Here is a 24,666-nt window from a genome sequence, read left to right as displayed (position 1 = left end):
GGTGTTGGGGCCGGTCTCATCGGGGGCGCCGAAGGCGGGCCCTCGGTCGTAAAAGATCTCCGAACAAGGACCGGAAGGCCCGTTTGGGCCGTGGGTGATGGCTCCGCCCGGCCAGTAGTTCTCCTCCTCCCCGAACCGACCGATCCGCTCCTCGGGCAGACCCACGAGGTCGCGCCAGATGGCGTAGGCCTCGTCGTCGTCCTCAAAAACCGTCACCCAGAGCCGGTCGGGGTCGAGCCTGAGGTGCTCGGTAAGGAACTCCCAGGCCCACTGGATGGCCTCTTTCTTGAAATAATCCCCGAAGGAGAAGTTGCCCAGCATCTCAAAAAAGGTGTTGTGCCGGCCCGTGCGGCCCACATTCTCAATGTCCCCCACCCGGAGGCACTTCTGGCAGGTGGTCACCCGCCGCCACTCCTTCCCTCCAAAGATAGGCCTGGCCCCCAGGAAGTAGGGTTTTAGGGGGGCCATCCCCGCGGAGGTGAAGAGGAGGGAGGGGTCGTCCTCGGGGATGAGGCTGAAGGAGGGAAGGCGCAGGTGGCCCTTGCTTTCAAAAAAGGAAAGGTACTTTTCCCGTAGCTCAGCGGTACGCATCCTTCCGATTATAGCCCAGGCCAGTGGGGTAGACTCTTCCCATGACGGTCCAGATGCGGCGGTACCGCTTGAGGGAAGGGGCCACGGAGGGGTTCTTGCGGTTCTTCCGGGAGGTGGTGGTGCCTTTGCGCAAGGAGGTGGGCTTCCATATCCTCGGGGCCTATCTGCTTTCAAAACAGGAGTTTTTGTGGTTCGTGGCCCACGAGAATTTCGAGGAGGCGGAAAAGGCCTACTACGCCCATCCCCGCCGCCAAGGGGTGGATTCTGGGGCGTATATCGCGGAGATGGAGGTTCGGTTTGTGGAGGCCCTCGAGGTCTGAGGCACGGCCCGCCCGTAGGATAAGGGGGTGGAAACCCTTGCCCTTGTCCTCCGCAACCTGACCCAGCGCCCCGTGCGAAGCCTGCTCACCCTTTTGGGGGTGGTGATCGCCACGGCGAGCATGGTCCTCTTCCTCTCCTTCGGAGAGGGGCTGAGGCGTTCTTTAGCCCAGGAACTCGCCCGGGTAGGGCCCACCATCCAGGTGGTGCCCAAAGGGGCAGAAGGGTTCGCCCTCAGCGCCTTCCCAGAGATCAGCCCAGAAGAGTACCGGGCTTTAGAGGAGGCGGCCAAGGCGCTTTCCGTCCGCCTCATTCCCACCTTATTCCTCAGCCGGGGCGGGTTTGACCCCGCCTCGAGCTTCCTCTTCCAAGGCCTCCCGGAAGGGGTGGGGCCGGACACCCTCTACCCTGGGGCGAAGGCCAGGGAGGGAAGCCTAAGCCCGCAGGAAGGCGCGGTGGTGGGGGCCAAGGCCGCACAGCGGGCGGGGCTAAGGATAGGGAGCCCCTTGAGGCTGTCTCGGGGCCTGACCCTCAAGGTGGTGGGGATCTTGGAGGAACAGGGCGGCCTGGCGGACAACTTCATCTACGTCCCCCTCTCAGCCTTGCAAAGCGTCCTGGGCACCCGGAATTACTCTGCGGTTTTGGTCCAGACCGCCCCGGGCCAGAAGGCCGAGGAGGTGGCCCGGGCGCTTAAGGCCAGGGTCCCTGGCCTCGAGGTCCAGACCACGCGGGAGGTCCTGCGCTTCCTGGAAAGGGCGCTTCGCATCTCCGATCTCATCCGCTTCGGCATCAGCCTTGTGGCCTTGGTGGTGGGGGGGCTTCTCGTGGCCAACACGGTGATGATGTCCGTTTACGAGCGCATCCGGGAGTTCGGGGTGATGCGGGCCTTAGGGGCTAGGCGGGGGTTCATCTTCCGCCTGGTCCTCCTCGAGGCCCTCCTTCTCGCCCTCCTTGGGGGAGGGCTAGGGGTGGGGCTTGGAGGGATCGGGTCCACGGTCATCAATCTCTACACCACGAAAGAGGTGGGTCTGGCCCTTTCCGCCCTCACCCCCAGGCTGGCCCTCTTCAGCCTGGGGGTGGCCCTGGCCCTGGGGCTTTCCGCCGGCCTCCTCCCCGCCCGCACCGCAAGCCGGATTCCCGTGGTGGAAGCCCTGGGGAGGGTCTGAGATGCCCATCCTGGTCGCAGAAGACCTGAGCAAGCGCTACCGGCAGGGGGAGAAGGAGGTGGTGGCCCTCCAGGGGTTTACCTTTGCCTTCCCCATGGGGTCCACCGCGGTGGTGGGCCCCTCGGGTAGCGGGAAGACCACCCTGCTCAACCTCCTGGCGGGGCTGGACCGGCCGAGCGGAGGGGAGGTGTACGTGGAAGGCCAGCCCCTCACCCCGCTTTCCGAGGACGAGCGGGCCCTCTTGAGGCTCAGGAAGATGGGGTTCGTCTTCCAGCAGTGGAACCTCATCCCCACCCTCACCGCCTGGGAGAACGTGGCCTTCCCCCTCCTCCTTGCCGGCGTGGAGCGGAAGGCCCGCCTCGAGCGGGCGGCAGCGCTTTTGGAGGCGGTGGGCCTGGGAGACCGCCTCCACCACCCCCCGGCCCGCCTTTCCGGAGGGGAGCAGCAACGGGTGGCCCTGGCCCGGGCCCTGGCCCTGGACCCCCCCATCCTCTTCGCGGACGAGCCCACGGGGAACCTGGACCTCGAGGCGAGGGAACAGGTGGCGGCCCTCCTTTTGGAAAAGGCCCGAGGCCGGGTCCTGGTCCTGGTCACCCACGACCCGGAGCTTGCGGCCTCGGCAGACCGGAGGCTCTACCTTAAGGGTGGACGGCTGGCTCGAGCAGAGGAAAGCCCAAAGAGCGGGTAAAGCACCCGGGCCGCCTCCCCCCGGGTCAGAAACCTCCCCCGTGGCTTCCCCATCAGTAGATCCCCAGCCCCTTTCCCCAAAGCGATGAGGATGCGGCGGGCCTCCTGAGCTTCTAGGGGACGGAAGAGATCCATACGGTAGAGCTCCCGGGCGGTAAGGACCACCGTTAGCGCCTCCCTATCCCCCTTGGCCCGGTAAAAGTGATCCAGGCTGGCCAGGAAGACCCCTACGAGGATAGGCCGGGAAAGCCCGAGCTCCCCTCTTAGGTCGTAGGGCGCATTGAAAAGCCCCCGCCTGAGGAGGTCCACCGCCTGGGCAAACCCAGGGTCCTTGCGATCCAGCTCCTCTTTGGAAACTCCGCCCTCTGCAAAGAGCCTAGCCCCCTGCTTTCCAAGCCGTGAGCGGACCTCGGAGAAGGCCTCGGGGGCCAGGAGGCTGGGCAAATCTACCCCCCGTTTCCGGGCCACCGCCGCAGCCACCCCCGCCCCCTGACCCAGGGCCACCTGGGTGGGGGCCACCCGGGCCGAAAACGCAGCCGCGCTATCGAAGGAAGCCGCTTGGGAAACCACCAAAAGGTTGCGGAACCCTTGGGGGAGGAGGGTGCGAAAGGGGATTCCGTAAGGGGCCGGGGTGCCCAAAAGATAAGGGGTTTCTCCCGGAAGATAGGCCTGGCCGTCCAAAGGGTAGCCCCCCAGGGCCAGGGCATCGGGAAAGGTGCGCCCAAAAAGGACATCGTCGGCCTTTAAGCGGTAAAGGCCCAGTAGATGGCGGCTCTCCCGGACATAGAGCTCGGGCGCCACCTCGGCCAGGCGAGCGGATCCAAAAAGCAGAGGGCTTTTCTCCCTCAGATACTCCACCACCCGGCCCGCCTCCGCCACGGCTTCCGCATAGGCCTGGCGCAGGGCGATGGGGTTCGTCCCATCCACCCCGTGGATTAGAAGGGCGTTGACCAGAACGCTGCCGTCGTCCTGTCGGGCCAGGTTTAGGCCCCTCAGGCGGAAGCGGGAGGAACTGGACAGGTACCCTTCCCCAAGTTCCCCAAACCCCCATGCGCTCCGGCCCCAGGCCCCAGCCCCCGTCCTGCGGAAAACCCCCTCGTGGTTCAGGGCCAAAAACACAGCCCCCCAGGGGAGGCCCTCGAGGCGGAAGATCAGGGTGGCGGCCATCTGGCCCTTGTCCAGGCCGGTGTCCTCCCGGCCCAGGGTGAACCGGGCTCCCGCCAAAGCCGCCAGCTCCGCGGTGTCCGTGGCGTCCACCACCAAGGTGGGGACCTCCACCCGGCCCTCCCGCCCTCCGAACCGCATCCGGACCACATACCCCCCTTGGACCACCACTTCCTCCAGGGGGGCCTCCAGGACCACCTCGACCCCCGCCTCTTCCAGCATCCGCCTTAGGGCGCCCTCCGCCCTTCGCACATCGAAGGAGGCATCGCCCCCAAACCGACGGTACATTTCGAGGAAAAGCCCCTCCTGCAAAAAGCGCTTTTTCTCATCCCGGCTCAGATCCCAAGTGGCCAGCCAACCCCCGGTCAGCACCCCCCCTACGCGTGCGGTAGGGGAGATCAGAACCACCCTAAGCCCCTCCCGGGCCGCGGCCACCGCCGCCGCCACCCCCTGGGGGGTCCCGCCGTACACCAAAAGATCGGGGGCCGCATGGGCAAAAAGCGTAAGGAAGGCAAGGAGGAAAAAGCGCTGCACCATGGTGAGGAATTCTACCCGAACCGGCCCGTGATATAGGCCTCCGTCCGGGGGTCCTGGGGCTTGGTAAAAAGAAGGTCGGTGGGCCCGAACTCCACCATCTCCCCATTTAGGAAAAAGGCGGTGTGATCCGAAACCCGGGCCGCCTGTTGCATGTTGTGGGTCACAATGGCGATGGTGACCTGTTCCTTCAGGGAAAGCAGAAGGTCCTCAATCGCCTGGGTGGAGATGGGGTCCAAGGAGGCCGTGGGCTCGTCCATGAGGAGGACCTCGGGCTCCACGGCCAAGGCGCGGGCGATGGTCAGGCGCTGCTGCTGCCCCCCGGAGAGCCCAGAGGCGGGGGCCCTTAAGCGGTCCTTGACCTCATCCCACAAGGCCGCCGCCCTTAGGGCCTTTTCCACCGCCTCGTCCAGACGCTTCCGGTCCCGGATGCCCACCAGCTTGAGCCCGGCCGCCACGTTGTCGTAGATGGAGAGGGTGGGAAAGGCGGTGGGCTTTTGAAAGACCATCCCGATCCTACGGCGGACCAGAACCGGGTCCACCCCTGGGGCGTAGATGTTCTCGCCGTCCAAGAGAACCTCTCCCTCCACCCTTGCTCCTGGGGTAAGGTCGTGCATCCGGTTAAGCGCCCGGAGGAAGGTGGTCTTCCCACACCCCGAGGGGCCGATGAAGGCGGTGACCCTATGCCGGTAAAGGGGCAGGGAGACCCCCCCATTCATCCCAACCCCGATGCGCTTTCCGTAGTAGACCACCAGGCCTCGAGTCTCCAGGTGCACGTCCATGCCGTCCTCCTAGCGCCGAATGGCCAGGCGCGCCAAGGCGCTGGCCAAAACGATGAGGGCGAAAAGCACCAGCCCCGCCCCCCAGGCCAGGCGGTGCCAGTCCTCGTAAGGGCTGATGGCGAACTGGAAAAGCCTCAGGGGAAGGGTGTCCATGGGCTTAGATGGGTCAAAGGACAAGAAGGGGTTGCCAAAGGCGGTGAACAAAAGGGGCGCCGCCTCCCCCGCCGCCCGGGCAAAGGCCAGCATCACCCCTGTGACCAGGCCGGCCCGGGCGGTGGGCAGGACCAGGGAAAGGATGACCCGCCAACGGGGAAGGCCAAGCGCCAGCCCCGCCTCCCGGATCTCCTTGGGAACCAGAAGAAGCACCCCTTCCGTGGCCCGGGCGATGATGGGCACCATCAAAAAGCCCAAAGCCACCGCACCCGAGAGGGCGGAAAACCCCCCCATGGGCTTCACCACCAGGAGGAAGGCCAAAAGGCCGAAGAGGATGGCAGGCATCCCGTTCAGGGTATCCCCCAAAAGCCGGACCACCGGGGCCAGGGGGTGCTCCTTGTACTCCGCCATCAGAACCCCCGCCGCAAGGCCAAAGGGAAGGGCCAGAACCAGGGCCAACCCGTCCACGATCAGGGTGCCCACGATGGCCTGGCGAAGACCGCCGCCCGTCTCCCCAGGGGGGCGCATGTCCTGGGTGAAAAACCCGAAATTCAAGGCGGAAAACCCCTTCAAAAGCGCATAGGCCATCACCAGAAACAGAACCAAAAGGGCCATGACCGTGCCCAGGGCCACCAGGGCCTGCATGAACCGGTCCCGGCGGTAACGGGCCCTTAAGGCGAAGCCTTTCATCCTACCCCCCGGGCCAAAGCCTCCTGACGGCGGAGGACATACCCCGCCACAAGGTTGATCAGAAAAGACACCAAAAAAAGGTAAAACCCTATGGCGATGAGGGCGGAGAGGTGCAGGTTCTCCACCGCCTCCGTAAACTCGTTGGCGATCACGCTGGGCATGGTGGCCGCTCCACCGAAGAGGGTGTAGGGAAGTTGGTGGGAGTTCCCGATGACCATGGTCACCGCCATCGTCTCCCCCACGGCCCGGGCCAAGGCCAAAAAGGCCCCGGCCAGGATCCCCCCCCGGGCCAGAGGCAGGACCGCAAGACGAAGAACCTCCCAGCGGGTGGCTCCCAGGGCGTAGGCCGCCTCCCGCTGCTCCTTGGGAACGAGCTTGATGGCATCCCGGGCCAAAGCGGCGGTGAAGGGCACCACCATGGCCGAAAGGAGGAGAACCGCGGTGAGAAGGCCATAGCCGGAGGGCGTCCCAAGGAATGGCAAAAGCCAGGGGGCCTTCTCCGCCGCCCAAAGGTAGATGGGAAGCATCAGGTGGTCCCGGAGCCAGGGAGCCATGACGAAGATACCCCAAAGCCCGTAGACCACGCTGGGCACCGCCGCGGTCAGGTCCAAAAGGTAGTTCACGATGGCCGCCAGCCACCTGGGCGCATACTCTGCGGCGAAGATGGCCGCGGCCAAGGCGGGGAAGAAGGAGAGGAAGAGGGCGGAAAGGCTCACGATCAGGGTACCCAACACATACGGCCAGGCCCCGAACCTCCCTTCCACAGGGTTCCAGTCCCGTCCCACAAGGAACCCCCATCCTCCCATACGGGAAAGGGCCTCGCTGCCCCCTTTGTACAGCTCGTAGGCCATGAGAAAAGCAAGGAGGATCACCCCCGAGGCCAGAAGGAGGAGGGCCAAAACGAACAAACGGTCCCCAAAATGGGTATAAAGCCGCTTCATGCCGACTCCATTTTACGCCCCTGCCGTGGGCAGCCCACGGCAGGGGCCAGCGAGGTTTACCGGCTTAGGATCTCCTTCCCGATGGGCTTGCCCTGGTAGGTCACCCGGGCGAGAAGGGCGCGGGCCCTTTCCCGGGGAATCTCCCCCAGCCGGACGTATTTAAGGGGCTCAGCGAAGGTCTGGCCCTCCTCGAGGGCCCACTTCAAGAACTCCACCAAGGCCCGGGCCTCGGCCTCGGTCTTAACCGCCTTGTTCACGTCCAGCTTCTCGTAAAGGAGTACATAGACGAAGCCCGCGATGGGGTAGCCGGTCGGGCTTCGGGTATCGGTGAGGGAGACCCGGGCATCCCCAGGCAGGGGAACGTTGGAAGCCTCCCGAATGGAGTCCAAGGTGGGAAGGATGAACCTGCCCGAGCGGTTCTGAACCGCGGCGTAGGGAAGGTTGTTCTGCACCGCATAGGTCAGCTCCACATACCCGATGGCCCCAGGGCTCTGCCGCACCGCCCCGGCCACCCCCTCGTTCCCCTTGGCCCCGATGCCCGTGGGCCACTCCAGGCTCGTCCCCCGGCCTACCTGCTTGGCCCACTCCGGGGAGACCTTGGAAAGGTAGTCGGAAAAGATATAGGTGGTCCCGGAACCATCCGAACGCCGGACCACGGTGATGGGCAAAGGTGGGAGCTTGGCCTGGGGGTTGAGGCTCTGGATCCGCGGATCGTTCCAGACCTTTATCTCGCCCATAAAGATCGCCGCCACCACCTCCCCCGTGAGGTTCAAGGGTTCCTTAAGCCCGGGCAGGTTGTAGGTGACGGCCACCGCCCCCAGGGTCACGGGAAGGTTCAGCGCACTGGTCTTAAACCGGCTCCGCACCTCCTTCATCTGGGCATCGGAAAGAGGGGCATCCGAGGCCCCGAAGTGGACCGTCTGCTCTAAAAACTGCCGGATCCCGCCCCCGGAGCCGATGGACTGGTAGTTGATCCGCACCTGACCCTTGGTCAGCTTGTTGTACTCATCCCCCCATTTGGCCATCAGGGGGTAGACGAAGGTAGAACCTGCCCCCACCAAGGTCACCGGTTGGGCCAGGGCCAAACCCAAAGCTACGAGCGCCACCAGAAGCGTCTTTCTCTTCATCCTCAAACCTCCCACGCTCAGGCTAAACGCCTACGGTCAGAGGAATGTCAGGGGCCTCCAAGGGCTCGAGCCCCCGGGCGATGACCCCACCCCCCAGGAGCCGATCCCCCAGGTAGAAGACCGCGGACTGGCCAGGGGTGACGGCGAAAACGGGCTCGAGAAGCCTGAGGCGAAGGGGAGAAAGGGAAAGAAGCCGGGCCCGGACGGGCGGGGTGCGGTAGCGGACCTGGACCTCCACCTCCTCGGGAAGCTCGGTCAGGAGGTTGGGTTCGTTCACCTCCAGGCCCCTGAACATCACCATCCCCTTGGGACCCACATACACCACGTTCGCCTTGGGATCGGTCCGGACCACGTAGCGCTCGAGGTGGGGCTTGAAAAGCCCGATCCCCTTCCTCTGGCCCACCGTGTAAAGGCCCGCCCCCTGGTGCTCCCCCACCACCTCCCCCGTCGCCAGGTCCACCACCGGCCCCGGCCGGGCCTTCAGCTCCGCTTTCAGGTAGTCCCTTAAAGACCCCTGTACAAAGCAGATGTTCTGGCTTTCCGGCTTTTTGGCCGTGGGAAGCCCCCGCTCCTCCGCCAGCCTTCGCACCTGGGGCTTGGTGAGGTGGCCCACCGGGAAAAGGAGGTGGGGGATGGCCTCCTTGGGCGTACCCCAGAGGAAGTACGTCTGGTCTTTGTTGGGGTCAAGGCCCCTAAGAAGCGCCTCCCCCTCCCGGCGCACATAATGGCCGGTGGCCACATACCTTGCCCCCAGGCGTCGGGCCTGCCTCAAGAGGGCGCCAAACTTCACCCGGGTGTTGCAGCTCACACAGGGGTTGGGGGTGAGGCCCTCCTGGTAGGCGGCCAGGAAGGGCTTTTTGATCTCCTCCTCAAAGACCTCCCGGTAGTCTAGAAGGTAGAAGGGGATGCCCAAAAGGTCCGCCACCCGCCGGGCCTCGTAGGCCGCATCCGGCGTGCAGCAGGTCTCCCAGGCGGGCTCCTTTTCGCCCTCCAGATGGAACTCCTTCCAATCGGGCCAGAAGCGCATCATGGCCCCGATGACCTCGTAGCCCGCCTCCTTTAGAAGCGCCGCGGCCACGGAGGAGTCAACCCCTCCGGACATGGCCACGAGAACCCGCTTCACGCCACCACCTCCTTGGCCTCGAGGGCCTTCACGCTCCGGATGGCCACCTCCACCATCTCCGGCGTGGGCTCGGCCACGGTGAGGCCCTGGAAGCGGAAGCCCATCTCCTTTAGGAGCCGGGAAAAGGGGTCGTGGTGGCTCGCGGAGAAGTAGAGGAGCTCAAAGGCCAAAGCCGCCACCACCGGCAGGAAGACCACCCGGGCCAGAAGTCGCCACCAGAGGACCTCCGGCGCAGGGATCAGGCTGTAGACCAAAACCGAGGCCAGGATGACGAAGGCGATGAAGGTGGTGCCGCAGCGAGGATGGAAGCGGGGCTGGGCCATCACGGTTTCCACCGTTAGGGGAAGGCCCTTCTCATGAGCGTGGATGGCCTTGTGCTCTGCCCCGTGGTACATGAAAAAGCGGCGGATCTCCGGCGTCCGGCCGATAAAGGCTAAGTAGCCCAAAAGAATCGCCACCTTTATGGCCCCCGCCAGGAGGTTGTAAAGGAGGGGAAGCCTGGCCGCATCCACGAGAAGGCCGGAGAGAAAACCGGGAAGGACGATGAAGAGAAGGACCCCCACCCCCAGGGAAAAAAGCATCGTAGCCCAAAGAGCCCCCTTAGGCAGAGGCTCCTCCCCGTAGAGCTCCGCGCTCCTCGCAAGCGCCCGGTAGGAGACGGAAAGGGCGTCCCATAGGGCCACCACCCCCCGGACCAAGGGCCAGCGGGCCCAAAAGTAGCGGTGGGTAAGGGCCTTTTCCTCGTGCCGCTCCACATGGATGGAACCGTCCTTAAGCCTCACCGCTAGGGCCCAGGCCTCAGGGCCCTTCATCATCACACCTTCCAGGGCGGCCGCACCGCCGATCGTCCGCTTCATCCCACCCATTCTGCCACAGGGCGTGGTATATTCTCCAGCATGAATATCAAGGCTTCGCGCCGATCGGTATTCGAGATCCCCGCCCCGCTCAAGGTGGTGGGAGTGGCCTCGGGAGGCCTCTTGACCGAGGGGGAGGCCCTGGACCAAGCCCTAAAGGGGGCGCTGAGCCAGGCGCTTAGGGAGACGGGGTTCTTTGGGGAGGCCGGGGAAACCCTCCTGGTGCAAAGACCGGAGGGCGCCTTTCTCCTCTTCGGCCTCGGGAAAAAGAGGGGCCAGGAGCTCGCCGAGCTCAAAGCGCACGGGGGGCGGCTGGCCCAGGCCCTTTCCAGGCTCTCCTTTCGGGAGGCCGCGGTGGAGGTCTTTTTCGCCGACCACCTGGGGAAGAAGGAGGCCACCTATGCCCTGGCGGAAGGGCTCTTCCTGGGCAGTTACCGCTTCTCAAAGTACAAAACCCAAAAAGAGGGGGAAAAAAGGCTTCGCATCCATCTGGCCAGGGCCTCCCAAGCCGAGGTGGAGAGGGCCAAGGTGGTGGCCGAGGCGGTGAACTACGCCCGGGATCTGGTGAACGAGCCCCCCAATCTCCTTACCCCCGCGGAGCTCGCCCGGCGCGCCTTGGCCCTGGCGGAGGCAGTGGGCCTCGAGGCGGAGGTTTGGGACGAACGGCGGATTGAAGAGGAGGGGATGGGGGCCTTTTTGGCGGTGGCCAAGGGCTCGGCCAACCCGCCCCGGTTCATCAAGCTGGTCTACCGGCCCGAGCGCCCTTTGAGCCGCGTGGCCCTTGTGGGGAAGGGGCTTACCTTTGATACCGGCGGCTACTCCCTAAAGCCCACGGAGAGCATGTCCACGATGAAATCCGACATGGCGGGGGCGGCGGCCGTCCTGGGGGCGATGCGGGCCATCGCCCAGCTTAAGCCCCCCTACGAGGTCCGGGCCTACATCGCCGCGGGGGAAAACATGATCTCCGGCTCCGCCTACCGGGTGCAGGACATCCTGAAAAGCTACAGCGGCAAGACCATCGAGGTGCTCAACACGGACGCAGAGGGGAGGCTCACCCTGGCGGACGCTTTGGCCTATGCGGAAAAGGAAGGGGCAGAGACGATCGTGGAGCTTTCCACCCTCACCGGGGCCGCGGTGGTGGCCCTGGGGGAGAAGGTGGCGGCGCTCTTCTCCACCGACCCTGGCCTCCAGCGCCGCCTCTTAAGAGCGGCCAAGGAGGCGGGGGAGAAGGTCTGGCCCATGCCCTTGGAGGAGGCTTACCGGGAAAAGCTCAAAAGCGAGTTCGCGGACCTCAAGAACGTGGGGGATCGAAACGGAGGGGCCATCACCGCCGCGCTGTTTCTCACGGAGTTCGTAAAGGTTCCCTTCGCCCATCTGGACATCGCAGGCCCCGCCTACACCTCCAAGCCCCACCCCTTGGGCCCCGTGGGGGGGACGGGGTTTGGCGTCCGGACCCTGCTGCACTTTCTGGCGTAGAAACCACCCCGCCGGGGACTCCCCGGCGGGGCCTGGCCATCCCCCTTACTCCTTAGCGGGCGGGGTGCCCCTAAGCTCGAGGCGGAAGTCCTTAACCTCCCACCCCGTTTTGCCGCTCACCTCCTTCAAGAAGGCCTCCCGGTCCAGGCCCAGGTCCTTAAGGGGGAGGTCCACCACCTTGCCCGTTTCCAGGTCCACCAGATGGGCGTGCGGCTCCGTCCAGCCATCGAACCGGGTCTCCCCCTTGGGGTCTTTAAACTCGTAGATGAGGCCGTGCTCCCGAAGGACGTGCAGGTTCAAGTAGATGGTGGAGAGCCCAATCGGGGCCCCCTTCCGCTTCAGCCCCTGGTAGAGCTCCTCCGCGGTAGGGTGGACGTTTTTCCGGTCCAGATGGGAAAGAATCCGCTCCCGCGGCATGGTGTGCCTGAGCCCTACCGCCTTCAGCCGGCTCCGGTAGGTTTCCTTTTCCTTGGCCTTTGGCATTTAAACCTCCCTTCTTTTCCAATATACACCACAACCCTTCCGGTCCACAATCGGGGTTTGAAGAGCCTTCTCCCCTTCCGCCCAAACCCCCCGCCCGGCCCGGATCCAGAAGCCCTGCAAAAACGCCGATCCTGGCGAGACAAGGGGTCGGACCGCGCCTGGAATCCATCGCCTGTAGGGAAGATCGACCCAAACCGCTTGCGCCCTTCACCGGCGTATAATGAAGGGGCCTTGGAGCGACGAAGCCACCGCCTTTTGGTCTACGCCTTCGCCCTGGGCCTGGCCCACTTGGCCTTCCTCATCGGCCAGGAGCTGGTGCGGGCCAGGGCGCTGGCCCTGGAAAGGGCCCGGCTGGAGGAGGCTCTAAGCGCCGCGCGGCTCCGGGTGGAGCGGCTCAAGGCGGAGGCCGAGGCCGCCCAGGACCCCCTCCACCTCGAGGCCCTGGCCCGGAGGATGGGCTTTGTGGGCAAGGAGGAAACGCTTTATCCCCATGGAAAACTACGCTGAACTCTTTCTAACCGATGAGGCCCTGACCGATGGTCTGACCGACGAGGAGGCCCGGGAGCTTCTTTCCTGGCTTTTGGGCTTGGCGGAGGAGGCGGACGAGGCCCACCTGCCCCATCTCAAGCGGCTGGGCCAGGAGGTGGCCCGGCTTTCCCGGGAGTACGGGGTCCCGGTGGACGAGGTCATCGCCCTGGTGGAGCTGGCCTGGGGGGAGGTCCCTCCCGCGGCCTTGAAGGCCTGAGAAGAGGGCCCGCTCGGGGTTTGGCCGCATACCCTTGACGCATAGTGCATACCGTGGTAAGGTGAAGATAGGCCCGGGCGGAAAGCCCGGCGGTTTTTTTTGGGGGTGGCCCGTGCGGGTTGAACCGATTGCGCCCTACACCTACCGCATCCCAAAACAGGGAAGGATGCGGGTGGACGCGGTGTTTTTCGCCTCAGAATCCATTTTGAAGGACCTGGAGGCGGAAGGCTACGCCTCCTTGCAGCAGCTCATGAATGTGGCCACCCTGCCCGGCATCGTGGAGCCCGCCTTGGCCATGCCCGACATCCACTGGGGGTACGGGTTCCCCGTGGGTGGGGTGGCGGCCTTCGACCCGGAGGCAGGCGGGGTGGTGAGCCCCGGAGGGATTGGATTCGACATCAACTGCGGTGTCCGCCTTCTGGCCTCCAATCTCAGCCGGGAGGCGCTCGAGCCCCACAAAAGCCGCCTCGCCGACCTCCTCTACCGGGAGGTGCCCTCGGGGGTGGGGAGTGAGCGGAAGGATGTGCGCTTTAGCCGAAAGGAGCTCAAGGAGATCCTGAGGGAGGGGGCCGGCTGGCTCGTCAAAAGGGGGTTTGGAAACCCAGAGGACCTACGCTTCATCGAGTCGGAAGGACGCCTCCCCTGGGCCAACCCCGACAAGGTCTCGGAGCGGGCCTTTGAACGGGGAGCGCCCCAGCTGGGCACCCTGGGCAGCGGGAACCATTTCCTCGAGGTCCAGTACGTGGACCAGATCTACGACCCGGAAGCGGCGGAAGCCCTCGGCCTTTTCCCTGGCCAGGTCACCGTGCTCATCCACACGGGAAGCCGGGGGCTCGGCCACCAGGTCTGCCAGGACTATGTGGATCGGTTTTTAAAGGTGGCCCCCCGCTACGGCATCGAACTCGTGGACAAACAGCTCGCCGCTGCGCCCATCCAAAGCCCCGAGGGGCAGGACTACCTCCAGGCCATGGCCGCCGCCGCCAACTTCGCCTTTGCCAACCGCCAGCTCATCGCCCACTTCGTGCGGGAAGCCTTTGAGAAAGCGGGCTTTCCCCCCAAGGCGCACGGGCTTCGGGTCCTCTACGACCTTGCCCACAACAACGCCAAGTTTGAGGAGCACAAAGGGCGGAGGGTCCTCGTCCACCGCAAGGGAGCAACCCGGGCCTTCGGCCTCCACCACCCCGAGATCCCCCCGGAGTACCGGAAGGTGGGCCAGCCCGTCCTGGTGCCCGGGGATATGGGCCGGTACTCCTTTGTTTTGGTGGGAACGGAGAAGGCCATGGAGGCCTCCTTCGGCTCCAGCTGCCACGGGGCCGGGCGGAAGATGAGCCGGCACCAGGCCAAGAAGGTGGCCCGGACGCGGAACCTGGTGAGGGAACTCGAATCCCAGGGCATCCTGGTGCGGGCAGCCACCCGGGCCACGGTGGACGAGGAGATGCCCGAGGCCTACAAGGACGTGAGCGAGGTGGTGAGGGCGGTGAAAGGGGCGGGGATTGGCCGGATCGTGGCCCGCCTGCGGCCCCTCATCGTGGTCAAGGGGTAGGGCTCAGACGGTTCATCCCCCGACCCGGTTGAATAAAGCCATGCGCCGGTTCCTTCTTCTTTTGGCCAGCCTGGCAGGCTTCTCCCTGGCCCAGTTTTACCCCCCGGAGGTCTTCGGCCTTTCCTTCAAGGAAGAGGGGGGGGCCTGGGTGTACGAGGGAGAGGGCTTCCGTCTGGTCTATGTTCCGGGGGTCGGCTGGGCCGAACCTCAAAGGAGCGATCTTCCCCCTCCTAAAGGAGGCCTCTCCTTGGAGCTCTTAAAAGCCCTGGGCTATTTCAAGGCCCCGGAGGCCCGCCTCCGCCTGCGGGCAGAGACGGGGTATATGCGCCTGGTCTTTGACCTTCCCGCCCCCTACCCTAAAACCCCTGAGGAGGGAGGGTACCCCGGCCGGCTCGTCTTGAGCCTGCCCTTCTTCCTCCCCGACCTCCTGACGGCCACCCTGCCCATTCCGTTCAAAGCCCGGCTTCTACCCGAAAGAACAGAGCTCGCCCTCGAGGCCCCCCCGGGCCGCCTCTACCGCTACCGCCTCTTCCCCCTGGCGAACCCAGACCGTCTGGTCTTGGACCTCTACTACCTGACCCCCGAGCAAAACGAACCGCTGGCCGAAGGGGTGCGCTACCGGGAGGTCTGGGGCTTTGCCCCGGAGCCCATCCGGGTTTATCTGGTGGAGGCCAAAAGGGGGGCCCTCCGCCCCGTGGGGACCCCTGGGAGGCGGGCCCTAGGCAAAGACCTGGCCCCGGGGGCCTTGGCGGTGCTCAACGGGGGGTATTTTGACCCCAAGACCGGAACCCCCATCGGGCTTTGGGTCCAGGATGGGGTCACCGTCTCCTACCCCTATGGCCGCACCGCCCTTCTTTGGAACGACTGGGACTTCACCCTGGGCTTCCCCCGGTACGAGGCGGTGGTGCGAAGCGGGGAGAAGATGGTCCAGGTGGGGCTTAACCTCCTCCCGGCAAGATACACCGCCTACACCATCCCAGGCAGCGTGGGCCGGCCGGGGGAGGAGGTGGCCTTGGTTAAAGGGGATCGGGTGCAGGCCTTCTGCGTGGCCCCCTGCCTCCTCCTCGAGGGGGACTGGGCCTTGGCCTACCCGAAAGGAAGCCCCCCCTTCCCCCTGGACCCCGGCCAGGCCCTTTCCCTTTATGGCCGCCTCGAGCCTCCCTTCCGCTTTGCCCTGGAAGGAGGCCCCCTTCTGGTGAAGGAGGGCCGGTACGCCTTCACCCCAAGGGAGGAGAACTTCAACGATCCGCGCCCCCTTCAGGCCCAGGCCCCCCAGGCCGGGGTGGCCCTTTTTAAGGACGGAAGGCTATGGCTCTTCGCTACCGATCCCACCACCCCCCCCGCTTTGGCCCGGGCTTTGGAGGGCCTAGAGGTATGGCAGGCTTTGCGAATGGATGGGGGCGGCTCCGTCCAGCTCTGGGCAAAGGGCACCCTCCGCTACGGCCCCACCCCCATCCGGCCCATCGTAAGCGCCTTGGCCCTCTTCGGGCCATAATAAAAGGTGTACCCCGGCTTTCACCGGGCCTACGCCAAAAGGCTCGCCTGGCGGGCAAGGTTACTTCTCGCCTTGGTCGTCCTCCTCCTTGGGGTTTGGCACCCCCTTGGGCCTTTCGTCTCCCTCTTCGCTTTCCTCCTCCCCGCGCGGCTGTTTGAGGAAAGGGCCCTAAGGGAGATCGCCCGCCGCCACGGCCTGGCCTACCAGACGGCCCTCGAGTACCAAGACCCCCCCCTTTGGGCGGCGGCGAGACGGGTAGAGGCCCGTCTACCCCCTTTTCCCTGGGGGCTTTTGGGCCTTTACCTGGGGCTTCTCCTCTTGGCCTTTGCCCTTCGGAGCCACCCCACCCCCTCCTTTTCGCCCCCTTGGGTCCCTACGGTCTTCGAAGCGCCCGCCGGGAAGGAAGTCCGGAAGCCACCCCCAGAACCCCCACCGGACGAAAAGCTCGAGGGCAGGCCAGGCCCTTTAGAGGTCCAGAACCAGGGGACCGAGGAGCCACTTGGCGCAGCGACCCCCGAAAAGAAGCGCTTCTCAGAGGAAGATGAAACTCGAGCCAAGAAGGCCGGTGAACAGGGCGCGGCAAAACGCTCCCCAGGGCCAAGCCCCCAAGGGGTCCAAGAAGCCCCAGGCCCCCGCTCCGATGAGAAGGCGGGCCAACGCCCCGGGCAGGGGGCCGCCCCTCCCCTCCTCCCGCCGCCCCTCCAGGCCCCAGAAGGCCCCCAGGCCCCCCTCCCCCTGGGGCCCGGAGGGGAGGCCGGCACTCCGGCCCTTCCCACCCCCTGGCCAAAAGGGCCGCCCCAGAGGGTCCTGAGGAGCGCGGAGGTCTATCTGGAAAAGGCCGAGCCTCCGCCCGAGGTGCGGGAACTCATCCGGCGGTACTTCGCCCCGTGATCGGCTTCTGGCGCCCCATCGCCCCGATCGCACCCCCAGAAGAAGCCCACCCGACCCGAGGCCTTCTGAACCCCGGGTCCGGAAGCCCTAAAGGTCCTTTCGCTCAAAGTAGAGCGCGGCCAGAATCGAAAAGCCCACCGTATAGATCAAGAGCAGAGGGAGGCCAAGGCCTAGGGCGCTTGGGCGGAGGTAGAGGTCCAGGTAGGTGGTGAGGAGGAAGGGCTTAAGGGCTGGAAAGGCCACCAAAAGCCGCATCAAAAGAAGGCCCGCCACGCTGGCCAAGGCGCTGGCGGTGGTGGAAAGGAAGGCCACGGCCAAAAGAAGGGCCAACGCGGCCAAAGGCCAAAGCACCACCCCGGCAAGGAGGTGGGCCCGCACCAGCTCCTTTAGGGCCTCGCCTGCCGTGAGATACCCTGTGCCCACAAACCCCCCCTCACCCACCCCCGTACCCCCATAAAAGCCCGAAAGCCCGTGGGGCAGGCCGGCCAAGAGCCCCCCCACAAAGCTCGCCAAAAGGAGGGCAAAGGGGTAAAGAAGGGCGGCCCAAAGCTTGGCCAGAAAGAGCCGGGTGCGGGAAAGAGGCCTAAGGAGAAGGGTTTTCAGGGTGCCCTGGGCCACCTCGGATCCTAAAAGCTCCGCCGCCGCCATGATCACCAAGAAGGGGAAGAGGAACTCCATCCCCGCGAGAAGACCCAAAGCCACCACCTGCCACCCCGAGGCCAGGACCAGGCCGTAAACCTCCTTAAGCCCCGGGGCCAAAGACCAGACCAAGGGGAGGATCAAGGCGAACAAAAGCCCAAGCCGCACAGAGCGCAGAAGGAAAAGCTTGCCGAATTCCCAAAGCGTTACCCTAAGCATGCCCCACCTTCTCTTGATAGTAGTCCAGAAGGTCAAAGGTATAGGGATAAAACGCCCTGACCTTGAACCCCTCCCGCACGAGTGCGGAAAGGGCCTCCTCCGGCTTTCCCTCGGCGTGCTCCAGGAGGATCCGCCCCCGCATCAGGCTGGCCTTCAAAACCCCCGGCTGGGTGAGGAGGAAGGCCCGGGCCCGCTCGGGCTCAGAGACCTCGAGGGCGTACCGCCTCACCCGCTCCAGAACCACCTCTTCCAGAAGCCGCCCCGCCCCGAGGATGGCCACCCGGTTTGCGTAGACCGAGACCTCCCGCAGGTGGTGGGTGGAGAGAAACACCGCCCGGCCCTCCCTCGAGGCTTCGACCAAAAGGGTATGGACCAGCTCCACCCCTTCCGGGTCTAGGCCGGAGGTGGGCTCGTCCAGGATCAGAACCTTGGGGTCGGAAAGGAGGGCTGCGGCCAGGCCCAGCCGCTGCCTCTGCCCCAAGGAATACCCGCCCACCTTCTGGTCGGCCACCGCCAAAAGCCTTAGCCGGGCCATCGCCTCACGGATCCGGTCCTCCGGCCGGGAAAGGCCCAGGAGGTAGGCGTGGCGCTCGAGGTTTTGCCGCCCCGTGAGGTAGGGGTAGAACGCGGCCGGGGCCTCCACCACGGCCCCGAGATGCCTCTTGGCGGCAGGGGTTTTGTGCACATCCTCCCCCAAGAGAAGCACCTGGCCCTGGCTGGGAAAGGCCAGGCCTGTGGCGAGTCGGATCAGGGTGGTCTTACCCGAACCATTGGGGCCCGCGAGGGCGTAGACCTCCCCCAGGCGGATGGAAAGGGAGATGCCCTCCAGAACCGGCCTTTTCCCATAGCGCTTGCTCAGGTTGCGGATGCACAGAGCCTCCGTTGCCTCTTCCTGTCGGAAAGAGCCGCCCATTTGGTGCTATACTACTGGATGCCCCCGGTCCAGCGCGGCGCCCGGGGCGTGAACCGGGTCAGGTCCGGAAGGAAGCAGCCCTAAGCGCTTTCGGGTGGGTGCCGCTGGGTAGCCGGGGGTGTTTTTTGCCCCAACCCCGGCCCTCTGACCACGCCCTTTTGGGCCAGGGCCATGATTTCCTCTCCACTCAATCCAAGTGCCTCGAGGACCGCGAAGGTGTGCTCCCCAAGCAGGGGCGGGGGGGTTGTGGGGCCCAAAGGGGTACGGGAGAAGAACCGCAAGGGGTTGGCCAAGGTGGGAAGGGCCCCCACCAGGGGGTGGCTAAGCCACCAAAGAACCCCCCTGGCCTCGGCCTGGGGATCCTGGAAGGCCTCTTTGAGATCGTTCACCGGAGCGGCGGGAACCCCCACCGCCTTTAGCCTTTCCAGCCAAACCGCCCTGGGCCTCTCCTTAAGCCGCTCGGAAAGGAGGTTTAGCAAAACCTCCCGGTTCTCCACCCGGGCCCGGTTGGTGGCAAAGCGCCCGTCCTCGGCCAAAGCGGGAAGGTCCAGGGCCTGGCAGAGCCTTCTAAACTGCTCGTCATTGCCCACCGCTAGGATGATATACCCGTCCTGGGCGGGAAAAGCACCGTAAGGAACGATCTGGGCATGGGCGTTGCCCAGCCTTTTGGGGGGCACCCCGGTAAGCAGGTAGCTCTGGGCCAGGTTGGCCATCGCGAAAAGCCCCACGTCAAAGAGGGAGAGGTCGATGTGCTGGCCAAGACCGCTTCTTTCCCGTTCCAAAAGGGCGGCCAGCACCGCCGCCACCCCCATCATCCCCGTCATCACGTCCACCCAGGCCACCCCCACCTTCATCGGGGGACCGTCCGGCTCCCCGGTAACGGACATGATGCCGACGTAGCCCTGAAGGGCCGCGTCGTAGCCAGGTTCTTTGGCTCGAGGCCCGGTTTGGCCAAACCCCGTGAGGGAAAGGTAGATCAACTTCGGGTTTTCCTCCCGCAAAGAGGCGTAGTCCAGGCCGAAGCGGGCCAGATCCCCTACCTTGTAGTTTTCCACCAGGACATCCGCTCCCCGCGCCAAGGACCGGAGGATGGCCTGGCCTTCCTTGGCCTTCAAGTCCAGGGCCAGGCTCTTCTTCCCCCGGTTCACCGAGAGGAAGTAGGCGCTCTCCCCCGCCACAAAGGGAGGGCCCCAGGCCCGGGTCTCATCCCCCCAGGGGGGCTCCACCTTGAGGACCTCTGCCCCCAGGTCGGCCAGGACCATGGTGCAAAGGGGCCCCGCTAGGACCCGGGAGAGGTCCAAAACGCGTATGCTGGAGAGGGGCTTCACCGGAGGATCTCCTTGACCCCCTCTTCCAGGGTTTCATCCCTCTTTCTGCCCAACCTAGGCTGGTCCTTCCTGGGGATCATGGCCAGAAACCCTGCCTTGCCCATACCCCCTCCAGTCTACCCAAAAACCGACCCTTTCAGCTCCAAGACCGCCCGCTCGAGGGAGGCTACGGTTTCCTTCCTCACGCATACCCCTCCCCGAAAGGGCCAAGTCCACCCGGACCGAACCCGCATCTCCTCTCGGAAACGGCTTCACAGCTCGGAAAGGAGGAGGGCCAAAAGGGCCACCCGGTGGGGAATCTGGTTCAGGTAGACGCCTTCCGTCCTCTGGTGGGCATCCCGGCCGAAAAGCCCTAGCCCGTCCAGGGTGGGGGCAAGGGCAGCGGTGAAGTTGCCGTCCGAACCCCCGCCCACCCGGCCCGGCCTCAGCTCCAGGCCCAACCGTCTTCCAATGGCCCGGGCCTTTTCAAAAAGCGCCAGGCTTTCCGGGGTGGGCTCCATGGGGGGACGGTTCAGACCCCCAGAAAGTTCCAGCCTTGCCCCCTCCAGAACGGGCCTTAAGGCCTTAAGCCCCGCCTCCACCCTTTGGGCCTCCTCCAGCGTCCACGCCCGCAGGTCGATCTCCAAGACCGCCTCCTCGGCCACCACGTTGGTGGCCGTTCCCCCCTGGATCCGGTTGGGGCCCAGGGTGGTCCCCCGCGTCCGGTCCTCCAGGGTCATCACCTTCAGGACCTGGTGGGCGAGCTCGAGGATGGCGTTCACCCCCTTTTCCGGCTCCACCCCCTGGTGGGCGGCCCGGCCGAGGGCCCTAAGCCGGTAAAGCCCCACCCCTTTTCGCGCCACCTTCAGATCCCCCTCCGGAGTAGGGGGCTCCAAAACCAGAACCCAGTCCGCGGACCGGGCCTCCTCCTCTATAAAGGGTCGGCTTTCCAAGGAGCCGATCTCCTCGTCCGGGGTGAAGAGGGCGGTAAGGGAGGGGTGGGAAACCCCCTGTTCCTCCAAGAAGCGCAGGGCGTAGAGGAGCTGGATGAAGCTCCCCTTCATGTCGTACACCCCAGGGCCCACCGCCACATCCCCCTCTACCCGGAAGGAGAACGCCCCTTTGGGATGAACGGTGTCGTAGTGGAGGAGGAGGAGAAGCCGCCCCTCCCGTCCTGGCCGGCTAAAGCGAAGGAGGGGGCCCGTGGCAAGGAGGCGCTCCTCCACCCGTCCTAAGGGGGAAAAGGCCTCCTTCAAAAAGGAGGCGCAGTGGGAAAGCCCCTCCAGGTCGCGAGAAGGGGACTCGAGGCAGACCAAAGCCTCGAGGTCTCTTATGAACTCCGGAAGACGGGCGTCCGTCCAGGCTAAAGGATCCACCCCTTCATTATGGAGTCAAAAAACCCCGGGGACCTCCCGGGGCCTCTGGTGGGCGGCAGAGGACTTGAACCTCCGACCCCCTGCTTGTAAGGCAGGTGCTCTGGCCAGCTGAGCTAGCCGCCCGTGGTGACCCCAGGGGGAATCGAACCCCCGTTTCGGCCTTGAGAGGGCCGCGTCCTGACCGCTAGACGATGGGGCCAGCCTGGTGGGCCGTGCAGGATTCGAACCTGCGACCTACCGATTAAAAGTCGGTTGCTCTGCCAGCTGAGCTAACGGCCCAAAAGCCTATAGGATTATAGCCCGCCCCTTCTCCCCTGTCCAGGGCCCATGCCTGAAAGGCGCTCTAAGAAGAGGAGCCCAAACGACTCCTCCCGGGCCCGCCGCCTCAAAGCCTCGAGGTCAAAGGGCCTTGGGGCCACTCCGTCCAGGTTGACCTTGGGCCAGGGGGCCAGGGACAAGAAAGCCCAAAAGGCCCCATCCGCCCAGGGGGGAACCCAGGCCCCGCTCCGGGCGAGAAAGACCCGGCCCACACCGGGAATAGGCCCACCCTCGTCCACCCGGCGCTCCAGGGGCACCTGGGGCCCGGGCTCGCCCTCTAGGGCGTGGGCCCGCCAGAGGGGATAGCGGAGGGAAAGCTTGGCCCCTGTCCGGTGGTAGAAGACCATCCAGTCATCGCAGGCGGGCTCCTCACCCACCGGGCGATAGCCCGCATCGTGGTGGGCGTCAAAAAGGATCACCTCCGTGACCCCCTGGCGCACCTCGGGGTGGAAGGCCAAGGCGTTGGAGTCCGCATAGTATAGGATCACCTGAGAAGACGCCTTTACCCTTTCCCAGAAGCCCTCGTACCCCCGGGGCATAGGGGGCTCCATACCCCTAAGGAGAAAGGCCAAGGCCCTCTTCTCCCAGGCCTCGAGGAGGTGGTAGGGGGTCTCAAAATGCGCCCAGTCGTAGAGGAAAAACCGGGGGTCTTGCGGGTCCTCCACCACGGGGAAGAAGAAGTCGAAGTCCACCACCAGGAGCCTCATAGGAAAAACCTATCCCGCCCGTGACCGGGCGGGATAGGTAGACCCCCCTCACCAGATGTAGAAGAGGGTGACGATGAAGAGCCAGACCGCGTCCACCAGGTGCCAGTACATGCTGGCCGCCTCGAGGGTCCCGTGGTGGTGCCGGCTGATCTTGCCCCTAAGGGCCTGCAGGTAGGCCAGGATGAGGCCAAAGCCCCCGATCACCACGTGCAGCCCGTGGAGGCCCACGATGGTGAAGAAGGCTGCGGTCCAGAGGTTCTCCTGCCAGCTGGATTCATGATGGAATTTGTAGAACTCGTAGCTTTGCACCAGGAAGAAGAGGACGCCCAGGACGATGGTGACCAGAAGGCCGAACCGGAAGGGGTTGAACCGGCCCCGCCGGAGGTCGTGGTGGGCGTAGTGGACGGTGAAGGAGCTCGAGACCAGGAAGAAGGTGTTGAGAAGCGCAAGCCACAAAGCAGGCCGTTCCTCAGGAGGAGTGGCCGCCCCAGAGAGCCTCAGATACAGGTAGCCCGCGATGAGAATGGCGAAGAGGCCCACCTCGGAGACAATAAACCAGGCCATCCCCATCCAGGCGTTGGACTTCCCGGTCACGGTGTGGTGCTCCACCGGATGGTCGTACTCGTCCTCCAGGGCCCAGCGGATAAGCCCGTAGGCGAACAGGGCCAGCATCACCCCCATCCAGACGTTGGGGACGGGCAAAGCCGCCACCGCCACAAAGAAGCCAAAAAGCGTGGCGGCGGTGTAAAAGGGCCAGAAGGAGTTGTTGGGCAGGTGGATGTGGGCGGGGTCCTCGGCCTCGAGGGCCACCTTCTTCTTCTGCCAGTCGTAAAGGGGCCTTTCAGAGTGGAATTCCTCGGGCAGCTTCACGTCAAAGTTGTGGGCCTTAGGGGGCGAGGCGGTGAGCCACTCCAGGGTGTACCCACCCCAGGGGTTCTCGGGGGCCTTCTCACCAAACCGGAGGCTCTTCCACATGGTGTAGATCCAAACCAATCCACCCAAACCCAGGATAAAGGCCCCGATGGTGGAGATGAGGTTCAGCTCAGGCCAGCCAGCGATGTCCGCGTTGTACGTGTAGTACCGCCTGGGCATCCCCAAAAAGCCCAGGGCGTACTGGGGGAGGAAGGTCACCAGATAGCCCACCAAAAAGAGCCAGAAGTGAAGCTTCCCAAGCCGGTCATCAAACATCCGACCCGTGAACTTGGGCCACCAGTAGTAAAGCCCGGCGAAGGCCCCAAAGGCGCTGCCCGCCATGAGGACGTTGTGGAAGTGGGCCACCACGAAGTAGGAGTCCTGGGCGTGGTAGTCGAAGGGGACCATGGAGAGCATGACTCCGGTAATCCCCCCCAGGAGGAAGTTGAAGATGAAGCCCAGAACCCAGTAGAGGGGGGTCTTCATCTGCAAGTGGCCGGCCCAAAGGGTTCCGATGAGGTTAAAGAGCTTAACCCCCGTGGGAACCGCGATCAGGGCGGTGAAGAAGGCGAAGGCGATCTGGAAGAGGGTAGACTCCCCCACGGTGAACATGTGGTGGGCCCAGACCATCGTCCCCAGAAGGACGATGCCCATCTGCGCCCAGACCATCTGCTTGTAGCCGAAAAGGGGCTTGCGGGCAAAGGTGGAGGCCACCTCGGCCAGGATGCCCAGGTAGGGCAGAAGCATCACGTAGACCGTGGGATGGGAGTAGAACCAGAAGAACTGCTGGAACAGCACCGGGTCGCCCTTAATCTCGGGGTTAAACCAGCTGAGGCCCAGCTTCCGGTCTAGAAGGACGAGAAGGGCAGCCGAGGTCAGCCCCGCCAGGGTAAAGAGGTTGAGAATGCTGGCGGCAAAGACGCTCCAGACGTACATGGGCATCTTCCAGAGCGTCATCCCCTTGGCCCGCAGGTTGTAGATGGTGGCCAGGAAGTTGGCGTTGCCCAAGAGGCTGGAAAAGCCCAGCAGGAGGATGGCCGCCAAGTAAAAGGCCACGCCGGTCTCGGACTTGGCCGACAGAGGGTAGTAGAAGGTCCAGCCCACCGCCGGGGCCCCCCCTGGGAAGAGGTAGCTCATGAGGGCCAGAACGATGGCGCCCAGGAAAGCCCAGTAGCTGAAGGCGTTCACCCGGGGAAGGGCCACGTCCCTCGCCCCCAGCATCAAGGGCACCACGAAGTTGCCGAACCCCGTCAGCCCTGCCTGGATGATGAAGAAGAAGAGCATGGTGGCCCCGTGCAGGGTGAGGATCTGGTTGTACTGGTCGCCGGTAAGGAGGTGGTTGTTGGGCACCGCAAGCTGGGCCCGGATCAGGAGGGAAAACACCCCTGCCAGGGCAAAGGCGAAAAAGGCCGTGGCCGTGTAAAGAAGCCCGATCTTTTTGTGATCTACCGTGGTCAGGAGGTCTATGACCGTCCCCCAGACCCCCGTTTTCGGCTTGGTCGCGATCGCCAT

23 protein-coding genes, 3 tRNA genes, 1 other RNA gene and 1 pseudogene are annotated in these 24,666 nt (G+C 64.9%); 10 read left to right on the top strand and 18 right to left on the bottom strand.

Annotated elements, in window-relative coordinates; translation table 11 throughout:
* Positions 1 to 591 (bottom strand): alanine--tRNA ligase-related protein (locus C4301_RS03170; RefSeq protein ID WP_352413666.1); only part of this gene is annotated, 591 nt, incomplete at its 3' end.
* A 41-nt stretch (positions 592 to 632) separates the two neighbouring features.
* On the opposite strand from C4301_RS03170, the gene C4301_RS03165 reads away from it, so the two are divergent.
* From C4301_RS03165 to C4301_RS03155, 3 genes are read left to right on the top strand one after another with little or no spacing between them, the layout of a single operon-like run.
* On the top strand, positions 633 to 911 hold the full coding sequence (locus C4301_RS03165; protein ID WP_352413665.1) for an NIPSNAP family containing protein: 279 nt from the start codon (positions 633 to 635) through the stop codon (positions 909 to 911).
* 27 nt (positions 912 to 938) lie between these two features.
* Positions 939 to 2,075, top strand: coding sequence for an ABC transporter permease (locus tag C4301_RS03160; RefSeq protein WP_352413664.1), 1,137 nt, complete (start codon positions 939 to 941; stop codon positions 2,073 to 2,075).
* Between the two features lie 7 nt (positions 2,076 to 2,082).
* Positions 2,083 to 2,763, top strand: coding sequence for an ABC transporter ATP-binding protein (locus C4301_RS03155; protein WP_352413667.1), 681 nt, complete (start codon positions 2,083 to 2,085; stop codon positions 2,761 to 2,763).
* Here the strand turns inward: C4301_RS03155 and C4301_RS03150 are convergent.
* Genes C4301_RS03150 through C4301_RS03120 form a run of 7 tightly spaced genes read right to left on the bottom strand, consistent with a single transcriptional unit; the run spans position 2,709 to position 10,142 of the window.
* Entirely contained in the window at positions 2,709 to 4,463 is a 1,755-nt protein-coding gene (locus C4301_RS03150) for an FAD-dependent oxidoreductase (protein WP_352413663.1), read from the bottom strand. The genes C4301_RS03155 and C4301_RS03150 overlap by 55 nt on opposite strands.
* Before the next feature lie 11 nt (positions 4,464 to 4,474).
* Positions 4,475 to 5,242: a phosphate ABC transporter ATP-binding protein PstB gene (gene pstB, locus C4301_RS03145; RefSeq protein WP_352413662.1), complete on the bottom strand. Its 768-nt coding sequence runs from the start codon at positions 5,240 to 5,242 to the stop codon at positions 4,475 to 4,477.
* Between the two features lie 9 nt (positions 5,243 to 5,251).
* On the bottom strand, positions 5,252 to 6,085 hold the full coding sequence (gene pstA, locus C4301_RS03140; protein ID WP_352413661.1) for a phosphate ABC transporter permease PstA: 834 nt from the start codon (positions 6,083 to 6,085) through the stop codon (positions 5,252 to 5,254).
* Complete coding sequence (pstC, locus tag C4301_RS03135) at positions 6,082 to 7,026, bottom strand: phosphate ABC transporter permease subunit PstC (protein ID WP_352413660.1); 945 nt, start codon at positions 7,024 to 7,026, stop codon at positions 6,082 to 6,084. The genes pstA and pstC overlap by 4 nt, the downstream gene beginning before the upstream one ends.
* Positions 7,027 to 7,082: 56 nt before the next feature.
* Positions 7,083 to 8,153, bottom strand: a complete 1,071-nt coding sequence (gene pstS, locus C4301_RS03130) for a phosphate ABC transporter substrate-binding protein PstS (RefSeq protein WP_352413659.1) — start codon at positions 8,151 to 8,153, stop codon at positions 7,083 to 7,085.
* A 22-nt stretch (positions 8,154 to 8,175) separates the two neighbouring features.
* Positions 8,176 to 9,276: a tRNA 2-thiouridine(34) synthase MnmA gene (mnmA, locus tag C4301_RS03125; RefSeq protein WP_352413658.1), complete on the bottom strand. Its 1,101-nt coding sequence runs from the start codon at positions 9,274 to 9,276 to the stop codon at positions 8,176 to 8,178.
* Positions 9,273 to 10,142 carry a DUF1385 domain-containing protein gene (locus C4301_RS03120; RefSeq protein WP_503012383.1) on the bottom strand — a complete coding sequence of 290 codons (870 nt, stop codon included), beginning with the start codon at positions 10,140 to 10,142 and terminating at the stop codon, positions 9,273 to 9,275. Before C4301_RS03120 ends, mnmA begins: the two co-directional genes overlap by 4 nt.
* 30 nt (positions 10,143 to 10,172) lie before the next feature.
* Here C4301_RS03120 and C4301_RS03115 point away from each other — a divergent pair, with 30 nt between their 5' ends.
* On the top strand, positions 10,173 to 11,606 hold the full coding sequence (locus C4301_RS03115) for a leucyl aminopeptidase (RefSeq protein ID WP_352413656.1): 1,434 nt from the start codon (positions 10,173 to 10,175) through the stop codon (positions 11,604 to 11,606).
* Between the two features lie 45 nt (positions 11,607 to 11,651).
* Here the strand turns inward: C4301_RS03115 and C4301_RS03110 are convergent, their stop codons facing one another.
* On the bottom strand, positions 11,652 to 12,089 hold the full coding sequence (locus tag C4301_RS03110; RefSeq protein WP_352413655.1) for a Fur family transcriptional regulator: 438 nt from the start codon (positions 12,087 to 12,089) through the stop codon (positions 11,652 to 11,654).
* 231 nt (positions 12,090 to 12,320) lie between these two features.
* On the opposite strand from C4301_RS03110, the gene C4301_RS03105 reads away from it, so the two are divergent.
* The 5 genes from C4301_RS03105 to C4301_RS03085 all read left to right on the top strand — a co-directional run bounded on the left by C4301_RS03105 (position 12,321) and on the right by C4301_RS03085 (position 16,763).
* A complete protein-coding gene (locus tag C4301_RS03105) occupies positions 12,321 to 12,596 on the top strand; it encodes a septum formation initiator family protein (RefSeq protein WP_352413654.1) in 276 nt (91 codons plus the stop codon).
* On the top strand, positions 12,580 to 12,834 hold the full coding sequence (locus C4301_RS03100; protein WP_352413653.1) for a hypothetical protein: 255 nt from the start codon (positions 12,580 to 12,582) through the stop codon (positions 12,832 to 12,834). Before C4301_RS03105 ends, C4301_RS03100 begins: the two co-directional genes overlap by 17 nt.
* Positions 12,835 to 12,946: 112 nt before the next feature.
* The gene (gene rtcB / locus C4301_RS03095; protein WP_352413652.1) at positions 12,947 to 14,377 is read left to right on the top strand and encodes an RNA ligase RtcB; all 1,431 of its coding nucleotides are present in this window, start codon (positions 12,947 to 12,949) and stop codon (positions 14,375 to 14,377) included.
* A gap of 40 nt (positions 14,378 to 14,417) precedes the next feature.
* Positions 14,418 to 15,872: a phosphodiester glycosidase family protein gene (locus C4301_RS03090; protein ID WP_352413651.1), complete on the top strand. Its 1,455-nt coding sequence runs from the start codon at positions 14,418 to 14,420 to the stop codon at positions 15,870 to 15,872.
* Between the two features lie 6 nt (positions 15,873 to 15,878).
* Complete coding sequence (locus C4301_RS03085) at positions 15,879 to 16,763, top strand: hypothetical protein (RefSeq protein WP_352413650.1); 885 nt, start codon at positions 15,879 to 15,881, stop codon at positions 16,761 to 16,763.
* Positions 16,764 to 16,850: 87 nt separating this feature from the next.
* On the opposite strand, the gene C4301_RS03080 is transcribed toward C4301_RS03085, so the two are convergent.
* A complete protein-coding gene (locus C4301_RS03080) occupies positions 16,851 to 17,621 on the bottom strand; it encodes a DUF2705 family protein (protein WP_352413649.1) in 771 nt (256 codons plus the stop codon).
* The gene (locus C4301_RS03075; RefSeq protein WP_352413648.1) at positions 17,614 to 18,534 is read right to left on the bottom strand and encodes an ABC transporter ATP-binding protein; all 921 of its coding nucleotides are present in this window, start codon (positions 18,532 to 18,534) and stop codon (positions 17,614 to 17,616) included. Before C4301_RS03075 ends, C4301_RS03080 begins: the two co-directional genes overlap by 8 nt.
* Before the next feature lie 21 nt (positions 18,535 to 18,555).
* On the opposite strand from C4301_RS03075, the gene ffs reads away from it, so the two are divergent.
* An RNA gene (gene ffs / locus C4301_RS03070) (signal recognition particle sRNA small type) lies at positions 18,556 to 18,656 on the top strand.
* 21 nt (positions 18,657 to 18,677) lie between these two features.
* Here ffs and C4301_RS03065 read toward each other — a convergent pair.
* The 7 genes and pseudogenes from C4301_RS03065 to ctaD all read right to left on the bottom strand — a co-directional run.
* Positions 18,678 to 19,862, bottom strand: a pseudogene (locus tag C4301_RS03065) (CaiB/BaiF CoA transferase family protein); the annotation flags it as partial.
* Between the two features lie 251 nt (positions 19,863 to 20,113).
* Positions 20,114 to 21,217 carry a M20 family metallopeptidase gene (locus tag C4301_RS03060; RefSeq protein ID WP_352413647.1) on the bottom strand — a complete coding sequence of 368 codons (1,104 nt, stop codon included), beginning with the start codon at positions 21,215 to 21,217 and terminating at the stop codon, positions 20,114 to 20,116.
* Between the two features lie 46 nt (positions 21,218 to 21,263).
* A tRNA-Val gene (locus C4301_RS03055) sits at positions 21,264 to 21,340 on the bottom strand.
* Position 21,341: 1 nt separating this feature from the next.
* A tRNA-Glu gene (locus C4301_RS03050) sits at positions 21,342 to 21,416 on the bottom strand.
* 4 nt (positions 21,417 to 21,420) lie between these two features.
* Positions 21,421 to 21,496: transfer RNA gene (locus C4301_RS03045), tRNA-Lys, on the bottom strand.
* A 14-nt stretch (positions 21,497 to 21,510) separates the two neighbouring features.
* Positions 21,511 to 22,242 carry a hypothetical protein gene (locus C4301_RS03040; RefSeq protein WP_352413646.1) on the bottom strand — a complete coding sequence of 244 codons (732 nt, stop codon included), beginning with the start codon at positions 22,240 to 22,242 and terminating at the stop codon, positions 21,511 to 21,513.
* 48 nt (positions 22,243 to 22,290) lie between these two features.
* Entirely contained in the window at positions 22,291 to 24,666 is a 2,376-nt protein-coding gene (gene ctaD, locus C4301_RS03035) for a cytochrome c oxidase subunit I (RefSeq protein ID WP_352413645.1), read from the bottom strand.

The sequence above is a fragment of the Thermus sp. genome (assembly GCF_040290245.1).
Classification (GTDB): Bacteria; Deinococcota; Deinococci; order Deinococcales; family Thermaceae; genus Thermus_A.
This window is presented reverse-complemented; position numbering and strand designations above follow the sequence as displayed.